This window comes from Halanaerobium salsuginis, assembly GCF_900114545.1.
GTDB classification, from domain to species: Bacteria; Bacillota; Halanaerobiia; order Halanaerobiales; family Halanaerobiaceae; genus Halanaerobium; species Halanaerobium salsuginis.
Genome location: NZ_FOTI01000001.1, coordinates 77,261 through 97,623, shown reverse-complemented (window position 1 = coordinate 97,623; position 20,363 = coordinate 77,261). Strand labels below are relative to the sequence as shown.

Genomic DNA, 20,363 nt, shown 5'->3' with positions numbered 1-20,363 from the left:
TTTTTTATCTCATAAATACATGTCCGCCAATTCGAGTAACATAACTTTGGCGAGATACCCAACCAGTATTTGTAGCTACATCAGGATTATAAAAATAAATAGACCCTCTAGTCGGATCATAACCCAATAAAGCCGCTCGAGCAGCCTGCAATTCTTCCTCACCTGGATAATAATTAGCCTGACCATCCATCAAACTACTAAACTGACCTTTTTGTAAGATAACTCCCCGAATAGTGTTCGGAAATTTATTATCTTTAATTCTATTTAAAATTACGGAACCTACAGCAACCTTGCCTTTAAAATCTTCTCCTCTGGCTTCACCGTTAATTACCCGGGCCAACAGTAAGATATCATCTCGCGAAATATTATATTCAAGTTCAACATTCAATTTAGGCAGGACAGCGAAAGAACTTTTCCCAAAAACACCATCTACCTGTAATCCATTTGCTTGCTGGAATTTTTTCACTGCTGCTACCGTACCTTTTCCATACAAACCATCAACATGACCCTGATAGTAACCTATTTTTTTTAGTTTATGCTGTAACACTGCAACATCTATTCCTTCTTCTCCCTGGCGAATCACTCTTGTCCCAAACTCATACATATCTAAAGCTTCTACTTTTTCCAGACTGACAAAAGAAATCATCAACAGGAGTAGCATTACTGAAGCTAAAATTTTAGCTCTGCTCAGCATTTAAATTACCTCCTTATCATAAAACAAGTTAAAATATAAACTAAGAACATCACTTAAAAGATTAAATTAATACTTATTAATAATTACTTTTAATTATCATATTAATAATAAACAATAAAAGTCGGCTTGTCAAATGTTCTTATTTTACATTAAATATTCATTATTTTCTTTAATCAGCCCGGACAAATTCAATAAAAAAATTAGTCTGCTCTATTTTCTCCTAGATATTCGACCTCAAACTGCTGACCTAAATCTCTCATTACTTCTTTCACTTCTAACTTTGTACCAGCAGTAACTTCAATCCAGATCCGGCCCTTATTTTGATGGTCAACATTAACAATCCCAATACCTTCGTAAGCTTTAATTATCATATCAATAAAATTTATCTGAACAGGATCAACTTGATAAAATAACTTTTCTGTAGTTTTAGCCATTATTGATCTTCCTTTATTCTGCGTAAAAGTGAGCCTGGTTTTATAAAATCAGGAGCAGGTATCCGGACCAGCTGTTTAGGATGAGGAGCTGTTTCGATCTGCTGATCACTTGCTTGATCAATTAAGTAATCTACTCTTATTGTAAATGATTTTCTACCTGGAGTAATTATTTCAAGCTGATCACCTGTGAAAATTTTATTTCTAACCTCAACCAAAATTTCAGCTTTTTTTAGGTCATAATCTCGAATAACTCCCATAAAATCATAACTTCTGACATAAGATGAACTCTGATAGCGCTGTCCATCAGAACCAGGTTTACCATAGTAAAAGCCTTTAGTATAATCACGATGACTGATCTTAGTTAATTCTGCCAGCAAATCTGGATCCGGTTGATAATGAGCTGGGTCTGCATAATAGCCATCAATCAACTGGCGATAAGTATTAACAACAGTTGCAGTATAATGAATGCTTTTCATGCGTCCTTCAATCTTTAAACTACTTACCCCTGCTTCAATTAGTTCTGGGATTTCTTCCGCTAAATTTAAATCCCTGGAATTCATAATAAAAGTTCCCTGTTCATTCTCAACAATTGGATAGTATTCTCCCGGCCTTTTTGCTTCAACTAAATGATATTGCCAGCGGCATGATTGGGCACAATCTCCTTTGTTAGCGTCACGTCCGACTAGATAATTACTTAACAAACAGCGTCCAGAATAGGAAATACACATTGCACCATGAACAAAAACTTCTATTTCAGCCTGATTTTTAGTTTTAGCTGTTATTTCATTTATCTCAGTTTTGCCAAGTTCCCGGGCCAGAATAATTCGATCAGCACCCTGTTCTGCCCAGAAAAGAGCCGCTGCCCAGTTAACATTATTAGCCTGAGTACTGATATGGATCTCCATTTCAGGCATTGATTTCTTTACCAGGCTTAATACCCCTGGATCAGAAATAATTAAAGCATCAAGCTGCAGCTCTTTAATCTGATTTAAATAATCAGGTAATTTAGCTAATTCCTGATTATGAGGAATCATATTCAGAGTCATATAAACCTTTTTATCTTTTTGATGTGCAAATTCAATTCCTGCTTTTAATTCAGCAATAGTAAAATTATCTGCTCCTGCGCGTAAACCAAAATTCAAGCCACCACAATAAACAGCATCAGCTCCAAAGAAAATGGCAGTTTTTAATTTTGCTAAACTGCCTGCTGGTGCCAGTAATTCAACTTTCTTCATTTAAAATCTTCCTCCTGCTTAAAGCCATTCCATCTCCAGCCGTAATAATTGTACTATCAAGTTCAGGATGATTCATAATCAATTTTAAAAAATCGCTTAAATTATTAACTATTGTTCTAACTTTATGTCTTATTGGGCCCTGTTTTAAAACAAGACCTTTATAGAGTACATTATCAGTCAGCAAAATACCACCAGGCTTAAGTAAATCAAACACATATTCTAATAAATATAAATACTGTCCCTTAGCAGCATCAAGCAAAATAAAATCAAATTTATCCTGCAGATACAATAAAACATCAAAGGCATCTCCTGCCTTTAGATTAATTTTATCATTATAATCATATTTAATAAAATTTTGTCGGGCAATTTCAACTAACTCTGGCTCCAGCTCAACAGTTGTTATTTTAGCTTTAGCTGCAGAATATTTAGCCATCAGCAAAGTAGAAAATCCATAAGCTGTACCAATTTCCAGAATTTTTACTGGCTGTTTAATTTTAAGCTGTAATTTAAGAAAATCAGCCGCATCACGATCTAAAAGCGGAATATGGTCTTCTTGACAGCGCAGCTCAAGTTCTTTAAGTTCTTCTACAATCCATTTCTGTTGAGAAAATTTATTATTAAGATCTGTAAGTTTCATAATTAACTTCCTTAAATTTAATTAATATCCTGCTGCTTCTGCAGGTGTTCCTGATAATTTTTACTAAAAACATGGCTCCCATCTTTTTTAGCAAAATAGAATAAATAATCTGTTGCCGCTGGCTTAAAAGCAGCCTGCAGAGCCGAATCTCCTGGATTAGAAATTGGAGCAGGCGGCAGTCCTTTTATCTGATAAGTATTATAAGGTGATTTAACCTCAAGATCACTATATAAAATTCTTGTTTTGCGTTCTGGCAGTAAATATTGAACAGTTGCATCCAATTGTAAAGGCATTCCCAGAGCAAGACGATTATAAATAACCGAAGCAATTATTTTTCTTTCAGCAGCAATTTTACCTTCTGCTTCAATCAAAGAGGCAATGATTAATATTTGATAAGCTGAATACTCACTATTTAAAGCTGCCTGTTTTAATTCTGGCAGACGTTTTGTTTTAAAATCACCAATTAAAGCTGCTGCCAACTGTTTTTCAGTATAACTTAACGGGAAATTATAAGTATCAGGAATTATAAGTCCTTCAGCTGGTTCTATGAGATCCCCACTCTGTAAAAAATCAAGTTGAAACAATTTAGCTGCTGCAGCTTGTCGGCTTAACTCTTTTTGCAGTAAGCTTGCTTTATAATCAGGAAAATCAAGTTCATTAAACCGCTTAATAACTTCAGCAACTGTAAATCCCTCTGGAATTGTTAATTGAAAAATTTCTTCCTGCCCCTGTCTTATTTTAGTCAAAATAATAAAAAGGGAATCAGTGCTCAAAAATTTGTAATAACCTGCCTTGAGATTATTAATCCCTTTTAATCTTAGTAAAACATAAAAGACAGAACTTGATTTTATAAGTCCCTTCTTTTCTAAAAGCTGCGAAATATCTTTACCAGTCATCCCTTTTTTTATTTCAACCATAACCTGCTCAGGATTTCCCTGATCAACCGGTCCAATCAAAGAATAACATTTTAGGGAAAAGCCAAGTAAAATGATAAAGATTAGAAATATAAAAGCTGTTTTTTTCACAGATTACCTCATTTCTTGCCAGTCACAATAATTGCTTAATTTATAAAATGATTGTATTATTTTCTAATGCTGATTAAGCATCAAGATATGCCTGCTGAACTTTATTAAATTCTGCTTCAGCTTCAACTGGTATAATAATCTCTTCTCCATTATCATGAGAAATTTTCACTACTGTTGCAGCTTCATCTTCAGCAGCATCAGCAGCAATGATAATTAGATATTTCACACCATCAACGACTAGATCATCCTCAATTACAAATCTACTTTCTTGATCCTGATCAACTAAGACAAGTTCTTTTTCTGCTTCATCAATCCAAAATTCTCCTGCAGCCATAATTTATTCCTCCTTAAATATTTTTAAACTCTAATTAATTTCTAACTTAATTTATCTCTTTATCTAAAAAAGCCTGTAAAATTAAGACAGCAGCCAGTTTATCAACAACTTTTTTTCTGCCTTTTCTGCTTACATCAGCTGCAAGCAGAATTCTATTAGCCTGACTGGTTGTCAAACGCTCATCTTGAATCACAACTGGAATAGTTAAGTTCTTTTGCAAAAAATTAATAAAAGCTTGAGTAATTTCACCTCTTTTACCAAGTGAGCCATCCAGATTATATGGCATACCAACTACTACTTGCTCGATCTGATACTTCTCCAGATAAGACCTTAGCTCTGTTAACAATTCCTGATGCCCATGCATAGCAAGAGTTGTTACTGGCTGAGCAGTCCAGCCAAGTTCGTCACTAACTGCTATTCCAACTCTTTTATTACCATAATCAATTCCTAAAATTCGCAAAGATTTTGCCTCCAATTTTATTTCTTCAGTTAATTATTATATAATTATTTTAGTAAATAAGCAAATCAATTGCTATTTTAGGGAGGAAGACTATGCAGGATCTAACAATAACCCATGTTAAACGGGAAAAAGGTTCTTTTAATATGGAAGAAAAGCATTACCATGAACAATATGAAATTTATTATCTTTTAACTGGAGAAAGAAATTATTTTATTGACAAGCGAAGTTATCATGTTAAAAAGGGAGATCTAATTTTAATAGACAAAAATATTCTTCATAAAACAACTACAATTAATAAAAAAAATCCAGCTCATGAGCGAATTTTACTGCAGTTTGAAGAAAATTCTTTTAATAACTTAAAGTCTGAAATGAAAACTGCACAACTTTTTTCTATTTTTAAAGCAAATAAAAGTGTTTTAAATTTAAATCCTGAACAGCAGCTCTGGCTAGAAGAAAAACTATTTCTGCTCTTAAATGAAAAATACCAAAATAACAAAGCTGAACACAAACTCTCTCTTTTAATTAAATTTATCGAAATTTTAATATTTATCAAACGTATTGCTGGGAGTTTAGTTAAAGAGAATATTATTCATCCCGACCAAAAGCATGAGAATATTTCCCAAATTGCTACTTATATTAGTCAGAATTTTACTGAAAAACTAAGTTTAACCAGACTAGCTAAACAATTTAATTATAGTCCTGCTTACCTGAGTAGAGCTTTTAAAGAAGTAACTGGCTTTAATTTTGTCGAATATAAAAATAATGTCAGAATTAAAGAAGCCGGTAAGTTATTACAGCAAACTCAACTGAGTATTACTGAAATCGCCAGTCAAGTTGGCTATAATAATATTACCCACTTTGGACGTATTTTTAAGTCTTATACTAAACTTTCTCCTCTGGAATATAGAAAACTTAAGCAAATTTAGTTTTAATCGCTTAACTCTTCTGTTGAATATTTTATTGCTTCCTGAAATTGTTCTTTAAAATATTGAGTATAAATACCATTTTGCTGCAGTAATTGCTGATGAGTACCAACTTCTTTGATTTTGCCATTTTCTAAAACAACTATTTTATCTACATTCATTATTGTAGAGAGCCGATGAGCTATAATAAAAGTAGTTCGACCTTCCATTAACTTTTCTAGTGATTCCTGAATCAAATTTTCGGAGCGAGAATCAAGTGCTGAAGTTGCTTCATCTAAAATTAAAATAGCTGGATCACTTAAAAATGCTCTGGTAATTGTTAAGCGCTGCTTTTGTCCTCCAGATAGCATTGAACCGCGTTCTCCAACTTCTGTTTCAAAACCTGCTTCAAATTCCATAATAAAATCATAGGCATTTGCTGCTTGAGCAGCTTTTATTATCTCATCAGCAGTTGCATCTTTTTTGCCATACAAAATATTTTCTTTTAGACTTCCACTAAAAAGAATGGCTTCCTGTAACACAATCCCAATATTTTCTCGTAGAGACTTTAAAGTAAAATCTCTAATATCCTGATTATCAATTAAAATTTCTCCAGCAGAAACATCATAAAAACGGGGAATTAAATTAACTAGAGAAGATTTCCCTGCTCCGCTTGCTCCAACAAAAGCAATCTTTTCACCAGGCTCAACTTTTAAATTAATATCAGTTAAAATTTTTTCATTTTCATTATAAGCAAAGGAAACGTTTCTAAATTCAACAGCTCCTTTTACATTTTCTAATTTACCAGCTGAATTACTTTCCTGAACATCAGGAGTCTGATCAAAAACTTCAAATACTCGTTCTATTGCTGCCATTGAGTTAGAAAAAACAACATTTAGTTGAGAAAATCTTTCAATCGGCATATAAAACATACCAAGATAAGCATAAAAAGCTGTCATTTCTCCGATGGTTAATCGTCCATTAAGAACACTTAAGGAAGCAAACCAGACAATAATCACTGGAGCAATTTTAATTAGAAATCCATTTAAAGCATTATTAGCTGCCGAGAGCTTAACTCTCGTCATATTAAAGTCAAATAATTTTCTAGATTTTTGTGCAAAACGATCTGCTTCCTGTTTTTCCATTGTAAAAGCTCTAATTACATTTGCTCCCGAAATTTTTTCCTGAATATCTCCCTGCATATCTTCAATTTCATTTTGCACAAGTAAACTTGATCTTTTAACCCGCTGCCCGATTGTTTTTATTATTATGATATAAAAGGGCAAAATTGCTAAACTAATCAAAGTTAAAACGACATCCATTTTAAACATTATTACTAACAAAAATAGTAAAATAGACCCATCAATCCAGATATTAGTCATTGCATTGCCCAGCATATTTTGACACATCTGAATATCACTAATTAATCTAGTTACTATTCCACCTGATTTGTTATGATCGAAATAGGAAGCAGACATCCGCTGAATATGACGATAAAGGTTATAACGCAAATCAAAAATAACACTCTGGGCCAGCTTACCAGAATATTTATGTCGAATGTAAACTCCAGGAATCCAGATAAAAAAATAGACTGCAATTAAAACTGCAGAATAATAACTTATTTTACTGACATATTCACTTCTAAGTGTATCATTTATTACTGCAGCATTAACTAAAAATTCATCCATAAAATAACGCATTAATTGGGGAAATATCATCGGCAAAACAAATTTTATCATACCACCAAAAGCTGCAAATAAAATATAGTACCAATAAGGCTTTACATAAGCTAAAAACCTTTTAAATGAACTCAATTTAATATTCCTCCTAAATTCAACTTTTGCAGAATTACAAAACACTGCCGATAGAGCAAAAGGCTTCTGAAATATTTCAGAAGCCTGATCTATAAGTTTTTGTTAATAAAATTATTTTAATTCAAATTCAGCTGGAAAATCTACTAAAGCTGAAATTTTAATTGGCTGTTCTTTTTCAATTGAACGGCGGGCAGCAATTCCAGTCAGGATTGACATTGCACCATCATAGCCCCCAGCTTGCCGATGCAGCGGATCTGCAGCAGGATTTTCCAGAAAAATATCTTCCAGGAGACGTTTATCTCCACCACCATGACCCTCTGATTCTACTTCGGTTTCAATTAGATATGATTCCTTAAAAAGAGGAAAAACTTCCATACGAATATTATTTTCAGAAGTCTGTCTTTCTAGTTTACCATCATGACCACTGATATAGGAAGCCTCTACAACATCCTGTTCTATTCTACCTTTAGTTCCAATAAAAGCAACTTTGTAGCCTTCATAAGGAGCATAGTTATTAAGTGAATAACTTAATAAAGCTCTATTTTGATATTTAACAGTTAAAGTCCTGGTATCCCAAATATTAATTTCTGGCGAAAAAACACAGCGATCTCTAAAGTAACCATCTTCTTTTTCAGCTTCTAGATAAAGTCCGGTTAGCTTTTCGGAAGCACTGAGGTCAAGATAGAATTTGCATTCTTTTTTTGCATCACAGTTATGACAGCGCATCCGATAAGGGAATGTTTCTGGTTGATAAAATCTTTTTTCACCAAATGCAAAAACTTCTGCCGGAGCCGAATCAAGCCACCAGTTGACTAAATCAAAATGATGGGTTGCCTTATGCACCCACAGTGAACCAGAATTTCTTTTCTCACCGTGCCAGCGGCGATAATAATCTGCTCCATGAGTAGTATCAAGATACCAGTGAAACTCAACCATTGTAATCTGACCAATTACTCCAGATTGCAGCAGTTCTTTTAATTTAGAACGATAGGGAGAATATCTATAATTGAAAGTAACAGTTAAATCATTGCCAGTTGCTGCCATAGTATCTAAAATAGCCTGATTTTTTTCTTCATTAGTAGTCATTGGTTTTTCGGTAATAACTTTAAGATCTTTTTCTAATCCTTTAATAATATATTCATGATGATGGGCATCTTTAGTAGTAACTACTATTCCTTCAATATTCTCTTTAGCTATCATTTCTTCAAATTGATGTGGTTTATATGTAGGCAGACTAAGTTCTAGTTGCTGATTTACATAATCCATTCTAGTCTGATTTAAATCTAGTAAAGCAACTAATTCGTTTTCAGCTGCAATTTTTTCATTTTTAACTAGTGCCTCATAGTACATAGCGGCACGGGATCCTGTACCTATAATTGCATATCTCATCATTTATTCCTCCTTAGATTTAATTTAATCTAAGTGAATTTTATATAAAAAAAAGATTAATAACAAGACATTTATTGCTATAATAAAGTTATTTTCAACTTTTTTTGATTTATAGTTAAATATTTCTGTTTATTTAAAATAATTATAAAAAACTTCTACCCCCGGCAAAAGGTAGAAGTTTTCAAAGCTCTATTAAATTTAAGAATTAGTTAATAATTTAGGTAGGATTTCAATAACTCTTCTATAATCTCATCGCGATCAATAGTTCTGATCATTGTTCTTGCATCTTTATAGCTGGTAATATAAGCAGGATCACCAGAAAGTAAATAGCCTACAATTTGATTAATAGGATTATAGCCTTTTTCCTCAAGAGCATTAGAGACTTTTTTGAGTACAAAACCAGCTTCACTTAAATCTTCTTTATTAATTTTAAAGCGCATTGTTTTATCATTAAAATCATCTGCAGCCATGCTATCACATCCTGTCATTTTATTTGCCCTATTTATCTAATTCGGCAGCCGCCTACAAATACCTTGTTTTTTGTAAAATAAATTAGCCTACCGTTTCAGTAATTATTGCCTCGACTTCTGCCAATGCTTGAGCAGTTTTAGCTGGTTGAGATCCTCCGGCCTGTGCCATATCAGGTCTTCCTCCACCGCCACCACCAGCAATTTTAGCAACTCGAGCAATTATCTGACCAGCTTTAAAACCCTGTTCAATTAAGTCTTTGGTCACAGCAGCTACAAAAATAACTTTATTTTCGGCTTTACTGGCCAGAACAATTATAGCTGAATCAAGCTGGTCTTTCAATTGATCTACTAAATCTCTTAAACTTTGACTATCAAAACCAGTTAAATCTGCTGTTAAAAAATTAACTCCCTGCTTTTTTTGCAGCTGAGCAAGCAGATCATCTTTTTTAGAACCAGCTAATTTTTGCTTCAGGTCAGCAATTTCTTTATTCAAATTTTTATTCTGTTGCTGTAATTGTTCAATTCTGAGCGGTAAATTATCAGCTTCAGTCTTTAATTCAGCTGCTGCAGTATTTAAAATATTAAGTTTCTGATTAAAATAATCAAGAGCAAATTCTCCTGTGACAGCTTCAATTCTTCTTACTCCAGCTGCAATACCACTTTCTGCAATGATTTTAAAAGAACCAATATCTCCTGTTGCATTAACATGAGTTCCACCACAGAGTTCAAGACTATAATCTCCCATTTTAACTACCCTAACTTCAGAGCCATATTTTTCTCCAAAAAGAGCCATAGCTCCCATTGCTTTAGCTTCTGCCAGAGATTTATTCAAAGTAGTCACTGGATAATTAGCCATAATAGCCTGATTAACCAGATATTCAACCTCTTTTAGCTCTTTTTCTGTAAGAGCTGCAAAATGAGTAAAATCAAAACGAAGTCTATCTGGAGCTACTAAAGAGCCTGATTGATTAACATGATCTCCCAGAACTTTTTGCAAAGCTTTTTGCAGCAAGTGAGTTGCCGAGTGGTGCCGTGCAGTAGCCTTTCTGCGATCAGGATAAACAGCCGCTTTTACCGCCTGCTTTGATTTAAACAGACCTGATTTAACCTTTATCTGGTGGACAACAACTCCAGCTATTTTAGAAGTATCCTGTACTTCAGCTTTAAATTCATCACCAGTAATTAAGCCTTCATCACCAACTTGACCTCCACTTTCAGCATAAAAAGGAGTTTTATCCAAAATTACTTCTCCTACTTCTCCTTCTGACAGAGAATCAACTTGCTGCTGTTCTTTTAAAAGAGCAACCACTTTGGCTTTTTCCTCTAAAGAATTATAGCCAGTAAATGGTTCTGCTGCTAATTCTGTCTTGAACTCCGCATAAGTTTTCTCCAGCTCTCCGCGACTAAAGTTAGTCTCTTCTCTTGCTTCTCGAGCTCGCTGACGCTGCAGTTCCATCTCCTGATCAAAGCCCTGTTGATCAACTTTAAAGCCTGACTCAGCAGCAATTTCTTCTGTCAAATCAAATGGGAATCCATAAGTATCATATAGTTTAAAAGCATCCTGGCCACTAATCAAATTTTTGTTTTCTGCTTCAAGTTCAAGCAGAAGTTCTTCTAAAATACTGAGACCTTGAGCCAGTGTCTGTAAGAAGCTTTTTTCTTCTGATTTGACTACGTTCTCTACATGTTCTAGCTGGTTTTTAAGTTCTGGAGCAACAGCCTCTACAATTTCGGCTGTTTTAGCAACTAGTTTATATAAAAAGGGATTTTCAAAACCTAATTTGCGACCATAACGAGCAGCCCGTCTAATTAAACGTCGAATTACATAACCCCGGCCCTCATTAGCTGGTAAAGCTCCATCAGAAATAGCAACTGCTACTGAGCGAATATGATCAGCGATTACTCGATAAGCAGTTATTGTTGTTTGATCCTTACGATAAGGAATTCCTGTCATTTCTACTACCTGGTCAATTAGCGGCTTAATTAAATCTGTTTCAAAATTTGTTTCCGTCTCCTGTAAAATAGAAGCCACTCTTTCCAGACCCATACCGGTATCTATATTTTTATTTGGTAATTCTAAATACTCGCCCGCTTCCGTATAATTATATTGAGTAAAAACAAGATTCCAGATTTCTAGAAAGCGATCTCCTTCTCCCCCAATAACATCTTCAGCTGAGTTGCCAGCAGCTTCACCACGGTCATAATGAATTTCAGAACAGGGACCACAAGGACCAGTTCCAATCTGCCAGAAATTTTCCTTTTTACCCATTCTAATAATTCTTTCTTCTGCCAGGCCAACCTCATCATGCCAGATTTCAAAAGCTTCTTCATCATCTTCATAAATTGTAATCCAGAGTTTATCAGTATCAAGCTGCAAAACTTCAGTTACAAATTCCCAGGCCCAGTTAATTGCTTCTGCTTTAAAATAATCACCGAAAGAAAAATTGCCCAGCATTTCGAAATAAGTATGATGACGAGCAGTTTTTCCAACATTCTCGATATCATTTGTTCTAATACATTTTTGGCTGGTAGTAATTCTGTGTTTTGGTGGCTCAAGGCTGCCATCAAAATAAGATTTAAAGGGAGCCATACCAGCATTTATCCAGAGCAGGCTAGGATCATTTTTTGGAATCAAAGGTGCACTATCTAAAACTAAGTGTCCTTTTGACGCAAAAAAATCAAGATAAGCCTGTCGTATTTCATCTCCACTTTTTATCATTGAAACCTTCCTTCCTTAAATTAATTAATAGTTTATTTCTATTATTTAAAATCAAATTATTATTGATTTAAAATCAGCTGTATAATCTGAAATGAATTTTACTTACATTATATATAATAAAAAAACAAGACTTAAATAAGCAGTCTAAACTAATTTTATTTTAGCAAACCGTCTTTTACCAATCTGAATAATCATATTATCTTCAACCTTGAGATCAAGATTAATTTTTTCATATTTTTGATCATTAATAGTTACAGCACCTTGTTTAATCATTCTTCTGGCTTCACTATTAGAATCTACCAGACCAGTGGCTGCCACTAATTTAACAATCCAGAGTTCCCCTGCTTTTAGATCAGTACTTTTAATTTCTACTTCTGGAATATCTTCGGGTAAATTACCTTCTGAAAAAACATTAGCAAATTCTGCTGCTGCCTGACTGGCTGCATCATCATTATGATATATCTTTACAATTTCTGCTGCTAGTTCTTTTTTTAACTGCATTGGATTAAAATCATCATTAGCAAGTTTTGCTTTAATTTCACTTAATCTGCTCGCAGAAATATCAGTTAAGAGTTCAAAATAACGCAAGATCATATTATCAGGAATTGACATCACTTTTCCGTACATATCAGCTGGTTCATCATAAACTCCAATATAATTATCCAGACTTTTACTCATCTTATTAACCCCATCTAAACCTTCTAAAAGAGGCATCATAACAACAACCTGTGCTTCCTGACCATATTCTTTTTGTAGATTACGACCGACTAATAAGTTAAAACGCTGATCAGTTCCTCCTAATTCGACATCAGCTTCAATTGCAACGGAATCATAACCTTGCATTAAAGGATAGAAAAACTCGTGAATTCCAATTGGTTTTTCAGCCTGATAACGTTTAGAAAAATCATCTCTTTCCAGCATTCTAGCTACAGTATAATAAGCTGACAGTTCTAAAACATCAGCAAAGTTCATTTCCCCTAACCAATCACCATTAAAAACAACTTTTGTTTTCTCTGGGTCAAGTACTTTAGAGAACTGTTCCTGATATGTACGAGCATTTTCTTTAACTTCAGCCTCTGTTAATTGTTTTCTAGTTTCAGATTTTCCAGTTGGATCACCTATCATTCCAGTAAAATCTCCAATTACTAAATAGACTTCATGTCCTAAATCCTGGAACTGCTTCAATTTACGTAAAACTACTGTATGACCTAAATGAATATCTGGTGCAGTTGGATCAAGACCAAGTTTAACTTTCAACGGACGACCTTCTTTTTCAGCTTTAATTAATTTATCTTTTAATTCCTGCTCAGAAATAAGGTCACTTACTCCCCGCTTTAATATCTCTAGTTGTTCATTAATTTCCATAAAAAACACCTGTCCCAATTATCGGGCGACAGGCAGTTCACCTCCTGTATCCTTTGTCATTTAATTATAACAGATAGATTAATTACTAACAAGGGGTACCATAAACAGTTGTTTTATGTTATAATATTTATTTGAACGGGAGGTTGAGTAATGAAGAAAAAGACAAAGGCAATAATTTTAATTACCTTTTTAATAATATTCGCCCTGGGAACGGGTGCTGTTTTAGGTGCTATCACCTGGATTATCCAGGATACCCCAGATATAACAGATTATAAAGGTTCAAGTCAGGCCACAATGATCTATGATGCAAATGGCGAGCTTTTAACTAAACTTTTTAAAGAAAATAGAGTCTATGTACCGCTGGAAAAAATGCCGGAAAATTTAAAAAATGCAATTATAGCTATTGAGGATACTAAATTTTATGTTCACCATGGAATTGATTTCTGGGGAATCGCCCGGGCCATGGTTAATAATATTATGAAAGGTGATCTGCTGGATCAGGGAGCAAGTACAATTACCCAGCAGTTAGCTCGTAATGCTTTTTTAACTTTAAATAAAACTTATTATCGTAAAATTCAAGAAGCTTATTTGGCAATTCAATTTGAAAGAATGTATACCAAGTCAGAAATTCTTGAAATGTATTTAAATGAAATTTTCTTAGGACACAGTGCTTATGGAGTAGAAACTGCTTCTCTGCAGTATTTTGATAAACATGTCTGGGAACTTGATTTAGCAGAGTCAGCTTTAATCGCTGGTTTGCCTCAATCTCCTAATAATTATTCTCCACTGCGCAATCCTGAACTCGCAATTAAAAGACGTAATGTCGTTTTAGATAGAATGTATGAACTCGGTTATATTACTAAAAAGCAGCGCAATCAAGCTCAGGCAGAAAAACTACATCTGGCCCAGGGCGGTTCAAAAAAACAAGAAATTGCCCATTATTTCATTTTATATGTCAGAGATAAATTAATTGATAAATTTGGTGCTTCACTTGTTTATAATGGTGGGTTAAAAGTTTATACAACTCTTGATCCAACAATGCAACATCTTGCCGAAAACACTATAAAAAATAAAATAGAAAATGGTTTTATTCCTTCTTTTCAGTCAGGCCAAAATGGCAATTTACAGCCACAGCTCTCTTTAGTTAGTCTTGATGTAAATAATGGAGCAATCAAAGCTATGATTGGCGGGAGAGGAACAGATCAGTTTAATCGAGCTTATCAGGCAGTACGCCAGCCAGGATCAGCTTTTAAGCCCTTTGTCTATTCGACTGCCTTAATTAAAGGAGATTATACCACAGCTACAGTAATTAATGATTTACCAATGTTAGCTTCAGAAAGTAATAAAAAGAATCTTTCGATCTGGCCAAAAGATTATGGTAATAAATATCGTGGACTAATTAATCTTAACACTGCTTTAACTCATTCAGTTAACATAGCTGCTGTTAAGCTAATTAAAAATGTGGGCGTAAAAAATGTACTTGATTTTACTACTAAACTTGGTATTTCTACTTTTACTAAAGATGATTATTATGATGATCATTATTCACTAGCTCTGGGAGGGCTTAATCGAGGTGTAACCCCGCTGGAAATGGCTGCTGCTTATAGTGTTTTTGCTAATAAAGGAATCTATACAGAACCACATGCTATTAATAAAGTTTACGATAAAAATGATAATTTAATCTATCAAGCTCAACCAGCTAGTAAAATGATAATGTCAGAAGCTAATAGCTATTTAATTACTTCTATGCTAAAAAGTGTTGTTGAAAATGGAACTGGTCACCGGGCGCAAATGAAAAATCGTGATGTTGCTGGTAAAACAGGGACAACTAATGATTATACTGATGCCTGGTTTGTTGGCTTTACATCTCAAATAGCAACCAGTGTCTGGATTGGAGAAGATACCCGGCGTTCAATGGAGTATGATGTTAAAACAGTTGGCAGTGGAGAAGCAGCTCAAATCTGGGGAGAGTATATGCGAGCTGCAGTAAAAGATATGCCAATAATTGATTTTCAGAAACCAGATGGTATAATTGAAGTAGCTGTCGATCCATATACAGGACTGCGTCCTAATGATTATTCCCCAAGAATAGATGTTCTGCCTTTTAAAAAGGGAACTGAACCTCTACAAACTGAAAAATTACATGGTCCTGTTGAAACTATTAAAGTTGATAAACGCAGTGGCTTAATTGCAACTGCTAATTGTCCGGCTGATCAAATTGAAGAAAGACACTATCTAGTTGACTCTGGAATTAGAATTGGACCAACTCAAAAAAGTTTTCGCGAAAATAATGCTAATAAAAAAGCAAAAGACTTAGTAAGAGGTCTTTATGTAGTTGGTGTTGGAGAACCAGTTCAGCAAATTGATTCTGAATATGGTATTCCTAAATTAAGAAGAAATGGCAAGCCACACTATGAATTAAAACCAACTAGAACATGTAATCTCCACCCTGATAATGGATTCAATTTTAATTCAGATAATTCTTCTGAAGAAAATGATTCTAATTCAAATAATGGTAATCAAACAGCTGATGATCAGACAGATAATAACCAGAATCAAACAGAGGATAATCAGCAGGATTCTGGACGCAGTATTTTCGATATTTTTGGTAGTGATTAAACAGCTAAAGTTTCAACTTAAAATTATGCTAAATAATAAAAGCTGGCCAGACTGGCCAGCTTTTATTTTAAACAAATAAATTATTATTAAATATACTATTTAAGTCTTACAATAGTTACACCGGTTCCACCTTCACGCTGAATACCAAGTCTAAATTTTTCTACATGTTCATTTCTCTGCAATACATCTTCAACTGCTTCACGCAGAGCACCAGTACCTTTACCATGTACTATTTCTACTTCTTTTAAACCGGCTAGGAAAGCATCATCAAGATATTTATCAACCTTATACTGAGCAGCTTCGTATCTTTCACCTCTTAGATCTAATTTATTTGCTACCTTACTTGCTTTTTTAACTCGATATTTTTGCAACTGCTCTTCTTCTTCTGGCTCTGGAAGTTCAACTTTAACCAATTCAGTTAATGAAGCTGTTATTTTCATAATTCCAGCCTGAATGCGGGCCTCTTTTTTATCCCAATCAATCTCGATAATTTCACCTTTACGTCCAATGCTGCGGACTCTAACCTGGTCACCAACTTCAAAATCACTTTTAATTTCCTGCTCAGCCTGCTGAGCAGCTGGTTGATCAAAAGATTGCCTTAAATCTTTTAAATCTTGATTAGCTGAACTTTGTGCCCGATCAACTTCAGAACGCTGGAGATAATCTTTATCTTTTAATTCACTAATAATTCGACGTGCTTCTTTTTTAGCTTCCTGAACAATCTCAGCAGCTTCTTCACGAGCCTGCTCCATTTCAGTCTGATGCTTCTCCTGCTGTTCAACGATTAAACGCTCATATTTTTCTTTTAATTCTTTTTCCCGCTGATGATAGCTTTCCATTTCCTGCCGCAAATTTTGATAGCGATTTCGTTCCTGATTTAATTCTTTAATTATAGTTTCAACTTTTATTTCATCTTCACTGAGCAGTGATCTGGCCCGCCTAATAATCGACTCAGGAATTCCTAATCTAAGTGCTATTTCAAAAGCATTAGATCCACCAGGTACTCCCATAATTAAATTATAAGTAGGTTTTAAAGTTTCAATATCAAATTCAACCGAAGCATTTTCAACTTTCTCAGTTGTATAGGCATAACTTTTTAGCTGGCTATAATGAGTAGTTGCAATAGTAATTGCATTTTTTTGCTGTAATGATTCTAAGATTGAAATACCAAGCGCAGCTCCTTCTTCTGGATCAGTCCCAACTCCTAACTCATCCATTAAAACAAGAGTCGATTTATCAGCAGAAGCCAGAAATTCCCTTATCCGGTGCATATGAGAAGAAAAAGTACTCAAATTTTGCTCAATACTTTGTTCATCTCCAATATCAGCATATATTTGTTGGAAAACTGCTACTGTAGAATTAACAGCAGCCGGGATATGAAAACCAGTTTGAGCCATTAAAGTTAAAAGCCCTACTGTTTTTAAAGCAACAGTCTTACCTCCTGTATTAGGACCAGTTATAACAAGAGTAGAAATTTTATTTCCTAATTTAAGATCAATCGGAACAGGTTTTTCTTTCAAAAGCGGATGCCGGGCCTGATTTAATTCAATTAAACCAGTTTCATTAACTTGAGGTGGATTACATTTAAAGTCAAGACTAAATTTTGCTGCAGCTGAAATACTGTCCAGCCGGGAAATAATCATTAAATCAGTTTTTAAGATTTCTTCTTCTTGAGCAATCTTAGCACTCAACATCTGTAATATTCTTTGAATTTCAGCACTTTCCCTAGCTTTTACTTCTCTTAATTCATTATTTAACTTTACAACTGCCATTGGCTCCATAAATAAAGTTAAACCACTAGCTGATTGACCATGTACAATTCCATCAAAATTACTGCGCTGTTCTTGTTTAACTGGTACTACATAACGATTCTCCCGTCTAGTAACAATACTTTCCTGCAGCATATTTTGATAATGTTTGCTTTTGACAATTGAATCAAGCCGATCACGAATATCATTTTCTAGAGCTGTCATCTTTGAACGCAGAGAGTGCAGTCTTGGACTGGCATCATCTGCTATTTCGCCATAATCATTTAAACAGCGATCTATCTCACGGGCCAGCGCTGGTCTTGTTCTCAGCTCAGCACTTAAATCATAAATGACTTGATATTCCCGCTCAATAAGGCGGGGGTCAAGTTCTTTTTCTATTTTAGCCAGATATTGATGTAACTCTTTTATACCGCGTAGAGTTGATCTAACCTCACTAATCTCATTAGTTGCAAGCACAGCTCCCTTAGCAGACTTTTGCAGTGCCTCCCTAATATCCCTAACTCCTCCAAAGGGCAGAGCAGAATAATCTTCAATCATTGTTTTTAAAGCTGTTACTTCAGCCAGCCTATTTTGAATATAGCCTTTATTGGCAACTGGCTCCATATTTAAAACAATTTCTTTACCAATCTTAGTTGCTGATCTATCAGCAGTTAATTTAATTATCTTCTTATATTCTAAAACATCAAGACTGTGTTCTTTCAACTTTAGCTACCTCCAGTATGATAATTGTTAATCTACCTGTAAAAAAGCAAGTAATTCCTGCTGACTAAAAGTATTAATCACATCTGCTTTTTCCAGCCAACCCCTTCGAGCAGTTGCTATTCCCAATTTAATATCATCATATTCTCGATAGTGATGAGCATCAGTATTAATCGCAATCTTAACGCCAGCTTTTCTGGCCTGACGTGCTTTTTCTGCATTAAGATCAAGGCGAGTTGGAGAAGCGTTAATTTCTAGAGCAGTATTATTAGCTGCACAAATCTCTAACAGCTTAGCAAAATTAATTTGATAGGCTGATCTTCCTCCTAAAATTCTACCAGTTGGATGTGCTATTAAATTCACCTGAGGATTAGCAGCCGCTTTACAGAGTCGTTCTGTCATTTCTAACTCAGTTAAGTTAAAATAGCTGTGTACAGAAGCAATTACAAAATCAAGCTGATCTAATAATTCAACTGAAAAATAAAGTTCCCCTGACTTTAAAATATCTACTTCTACTCCCTTTAAAATTTTGAAATCAGTAAATTTTTGATTAAGTTCATCAATCTCTTTAATCTGCTTTTTTAAAGCTTGTTCACTCATTCCATTTGCAACAGTTAAAGCTTGAGAATGGTCAGTTACAGCTATATACTGATATCCTCTTTTTTGAGCTTCTGCTGCCATCTCTGCAATAGAAAATGCACCATCACTATAATTGGAATGCAGATGCAGATCTCCCTGATAATCTTTTTCTGCAATACTCTCCGGTAAATTACCAGTTTGGGCAGCCTCAATTTCTCCTTGATCTTCCCGTAGTTCTGGAATAATATAGGCCAGCCCTAAAAGCTTAAAAATATCCTGCTCGCTTTTAATTTCTTCTTTACTGCCATCAGTTTTAAAAAGTCCATACTCACTTAGCTTTAAATCATGTTGTTTAGCCAGCTGTCTCATTCTAACATTATGAGCCTGTGATCCTGTAAAATAATGCAGTGCAGACGGAAATTCTGCCTGACTGACCAGACGGAAATCTGTCTGAACTCCCGCCTCAGTTCTAATGCTAACTTTTGTATCTCCAGCTCCAATGACTTCAGCAGTAAAATCAAGATTTTTTAATTTAGCAGATAATTCTGCTGGCTTAGCTGTAGCAATTAAAATATCAAGATCACCAATCAATTCTTTTTTGCGCCTACTGCTGCCACAAATTTCAAGCTGACTGTACAAATCATCAGTAAGACTAGTTTTTATTTCCTTAATAATTTCTGCTGCTGTTTTTAAAGCTTTAGCAAGAGTTATTTTATTAACATATTTAGTATGATTTTGTAAAGCCTGCAGTAATTTTTCTTCTGATTTTTTACCAAAACCTTTTAACTTTCTTATTTTACCATCACTTAAAGCAGCTTCAAGACTTGTTAAATCTTCAATTTCAAGCTCATAATAAAAACGATGCGCTGTCTTGGGACCTAAACCCTGGATATCAGTCATAGCAATTACTCCAGCTGGTAGTTCCGCTTTAATAGCTGCCATTTCAGCTATTTGGCCATCATTAAGCAGTTCCTTAATTGACTCACCAATACCACTACCGATTCCTTTGATTTCTTTTAACTTATCCTCTGCTGCCAATTCTTTAATCTTTTCTGGATATGATTCTATTTTTCGAGCAGCATTAGTGTAGGCCCTTATTTTAAAATCATTTTCCCCTTTAATTGCCAGTAAATCAGCAAATTCTGTCAAGACTCTGGCGATTTCTTTATTAGTTAATTCCTGCATTTTAAATCACCTCACTGAAATATTGAAAAGGCCA

General features: G+C 34.5%; 16 protein-coding genes. 2 read left to right on the top strand and 14 right to left on the bottom strand.

Annotated features, from left to right (window positions below; translation table 11 throughout):
* Nucleotides 1-4 precede the first annotated feature (4 nt).
* The 7 genes from BMZ74_RS00495 to ruvX all read right to left on the bottom strand — a co-directional run bounded on the left by BMZ74_RS00495 (nt 5) and on the right by ruvX (nt 4,819).
* The gene (locus BMZ74_RS00495) at nt 5-694 is read right to left on the bottom strand and encodes a cell wall hydrolase (RefSeq protein WP_089857992.1); all 690 of its coding nucleotides are present in this window, start codon (nt 692-694) and stop codon (nt 5-7) included.
* A 200-nt stretch (nt 695-894) separates the two neighbouring features.
* Nucleotides 895-1,128: a DUF4911 domain-containing protein gene (locus BMZ74_RS00490; RefSeq protein ID WP_089857990.1), complete on the bottom strand. Its 234-nt coding sequence runs from the start codon at nt 1,126-1,128 to the stop codon at nt 895-897.
* Entirely contained in the window at nt 1,128-2,363 is a 1,236-nt protein-coding gene (locus tag BMZ74_RS00485; protein WP_089857987.1) for a peptidase U32 family protein, read from the bottom strand. The genes BMZ74_RS00490 and BMZ74_RS00485 overlap by 1 nt, the downstream gene beginning before the upstream one ends.
* Nucleotides 2,350-3,000 (bottom strand): O-methyltransferase, encoded by a 651-nt coding sequence (locus BMZ74_RS00480; RefSeq protein WP_089857984.1) that lies wholly within the window; start codon nt 2,998-3,000, stop codon nt 2,350-2,352. The genes BMZ74_RS00485 and BMZ74_RS00480 overlap by 14 nt, the downstream gene beginning before the upstream one ends.
* Nucleotides 3,001-3,017: 17 nt before the next feature.
* Nucleotides 3,018-4,025, bottom strand: coding sequence for an endolytic transglycosylase MltG (gene mltG / locus BMZ74_RS00475; RefSeq protein WP_089857982.1), 1,008 nt, complete (start codon nt 4,023-4,025; stop codon nt 3,018-3,020).
* Nucleotides 4,026-4,098: 73 nt separating this feature from the next.
* Nucleotides 4,099-4,359 (bottom strand): DUF1292 domain-containing protein, encoded by a 261-nt coding sequence (locus BMZ74_RS00470; RefSeq protein WP_089857979.1) that lies wholly within the window; start codon nt 4,357-4,359, stop codon nt 4,099-4,101.
* A 46-nt stretch (nt 4,360-4,405) separates the two neighbouring features.
* A complete protein-coding gene (gene ruvX / locus BMZ74_RS00465; RefSeq protein ID WP_089857976.1) occupies nt 4,406-4,819 on the bottom strand; it encodes a Holliday junction resolvase RuvX in 414 nt (137 codons plus the stop codon).
* Between the two features lie 92 nt (nt 4,820-4,911).
* On the opposite strand from ruvX, the gene BMZ74_RS00460 reads away from it, so the two are divergent.
* Nucleotides 4,912-5,745 (top strand): AraC family transcriptional regulator, encoded by an 834-nt coding sequence (locus BMZ74_RS00460; protein WP_089857973.1) that lies wholly within the window; start codon nt 4,912-4,914, stop codon nt 5,743-5,745.
* Between the two features lie 2 nt (nt 5,746-5,747).
* Here the strand turns inward: BMZ74_RS00460 and BMZ74_RS00455 are convergent, their stop codons facing one another.
* The 5 genes from BMZ74_RS00455 to tyrS all read right to left on the bottom strand — a co-directional run bounded on the left by BMZ74_RS00455 (nt 5,748) and on the right by tyrS (nt 13,478).
* On the bottom strand, nt 5,748-7,535 hold the full coding sequence (locus tag BMZ74_RS00455; RefSeq protein ID WP_089857971.1) for an ABC transporter ATP-binding protein: 1,788 nt from the start codon (nt 7,533-7,535) through the stop codon (nt 5,748-5,750).
* A gap of 111 nt (nt 7,536-7,646) precedes the next feature.
* Entirely contained in the window at nt 7,647-8,927 is a 1,281-nt protein-coding gene (locus tag BMZ74_RS00450) for a Gfo/Idh/MocA family protein (protein WP_089857969.1), read from the bottom strand.
* Nucleotides 8,928-9,133: 206 nt separating this feature from the next.
* Nucleotides 9,134-9,394, bottom strand: coding sequence for an IreB family regulatory phosphoprotein (locus tag BMZ74_RS00445; RefSeq protein WP_089857967.1), 261 nt, complete (start codon nt 9,392-9,394; stop codon nt 9,134-9,136).
* Between the two features lie 82 nt (nt 9,395-9,476).
* Nucleotides 9,477-12,113 (bottom strand): alanine--tRNA ligase, encoded by a 2,637-nt coding sequence (gene alaS, locus BMZ74_RS00440; RefSeq protein ID WP_089857963.1) that lies wholly within the window; start codon nt 12,111-12,113, stop codon nt 9,477-9,479.
* A gap of 144 nt (nt 12,114-12,257) precedes the next feature.
* Nucleotides 12,258-13,478: a tyrosine--tRNA ligase gene (gene tyrS, locus BMZ74_RS00435; RefSeq protein WP_089857960.1), complete on the bottom strand. Its 1,221-nt coding sequence runs from the start codon at nt 13,476-13,478 to the stop codon at nt 12,258-12,260.
* 150 nt (nt 13,479-13,628) lie between these two features.
* Here tyrS and BMZ74_RS00430 point away from each other — a divergent pair, with 150 nt between their 5' ends.
* Nucleotides 13,629-16,097, top strand: a complete 2,469-nt coding sequence (locus BMZ74_RS00430; protein ID WP_089857957.1) for a penicillin-binding protein 1A — start codon at nt 13,629-13,631, stop codon at nt 16,095-16,097.
* A gap of 95 nt (nt 16,098-16,192) precedes the next feature.
* Here the strand turns inward: BMZ74_RS00430 and BMZ74_RS00425 are convergent, their stop codons facing one another.
* Nucleotides 16,193-18,568: an endonuclease MutS2 gene (locus tag BMZ74_RS00425; protein WP_089857954.1), complete on the bottom strand. Its 2,376-nt coding sequence runs from the start codon at nt 18,566-18,568 to the stop codon at nt 16,193-16,195.
* A gap of 27 nt (nt 18,569-18,595) precedes the next feature.
* The gene (gene polX / locus BMZ74_RS00420) at nt 18,596-20,329 is read right to left on the bottom strand and encodes a DNA polymerase/3'-5' exonuclease PolX (RefSeq protein ID WP_089857951.1); all 1,734 of its coding nucleotides are present in this window, start codon (nt 20,327-20,329) and stop codon (nt 18,596-18,598) included.
* Nucleotides 20,330-20,363: the final 34 nt, after the last annotated feature.

What these genes read in the sequence shown, in the direction of transcription:
- BMZ74_RS00495 (WP_089857992.1), bottom strand. Translation starts at nt 694, where the DNA reads ATGCTGAGCAGAGCTAAAATTTTAGCTTCAGTAATGCTACTCCTGTTG.
- BMZ74_RS00490 (WP_089857990.1), bottom strand. Translation starts at nt 1,128, where the DNA reads ATGGCTAAAACTACAGAAAAGTTATTTTATCAAGTTGATCCTGTTCAG.
- BMZ74_RS00485 (WP_089857987.1), bottom strand. Translation starts at nt 2,363, where the DNA reads ATGAAGAAAGTTGAATTACTGGCACCAGCAGGCAGTTTAGCAAAATTA.
- BMZ74_RS00480 (WP_089857984.1), bottom strand. Translation starts at nt 3,000, where the DNA reads ATGAAACTTACAGATCTTAATAATAAATTTTCTCAACAGAAATGGATT.
- BMZ74_RS00470 (WP_089857979.1), bottom strand. Translation starts at nt 4,359, where the DNA reads ATGGCTGCAGGAGAATTTTGGATTGATGAAGCAGAAAAAGAACTTGTC.
- BMZ74_RS00460 (WP_089857973.1), top strand. Translation starts at nt 4,912, where the DNA reads ATGCAGGATCTAACAATAACCCATGTTAAACGGGAAAAAGGTTCTTTT.
- BMZ74_RS00450 (WP_089857969.1), bottom strand. Translation starts at nt 8,927, where the DNA reads ATGATGAGATATGCAATTATAGGTACAGGATCCCGTGCCGCTATGTAC.
- BMZ74_RS00445 (WP_089857967.1), bottom strand. Translation starts at nt 9,394, where the DNA reads ATGGCTGCAGATGATTTTAATGATAAAACAATGCGCTTTAAAATTAAT.
- alaS (WP_089857963.1), bottom strand. Translation starts at nt 12,113, where the DNA reads ATGATAAAAAGTGGAGATGAAATACGACAGGCTTATCTTGATTTTTTT.
- tyrS (WP_089857960.1), bottom strand. Translation starts at nt 13,478, where the DNA reads ATGGAAATTAATGAACAACTAGAGATATTAAAGCGGGGAGTAAGTGAC.
- BMZ74_RS00430 (WP_089857957.1), top strand. Translation starts at nt 13,629, where the DNA reads ATGAAGAAAAAGACAAAGGCAATAATTTTAATTACCTTTTTAATAATA.
- polX (WP_089857951.1), bottom strand. Translation starts at nt 20,329, where the DNA reads ATGCAGGAATTAACTAATAAAGAAATCGCCAGAGTCTTGACAGAATTT.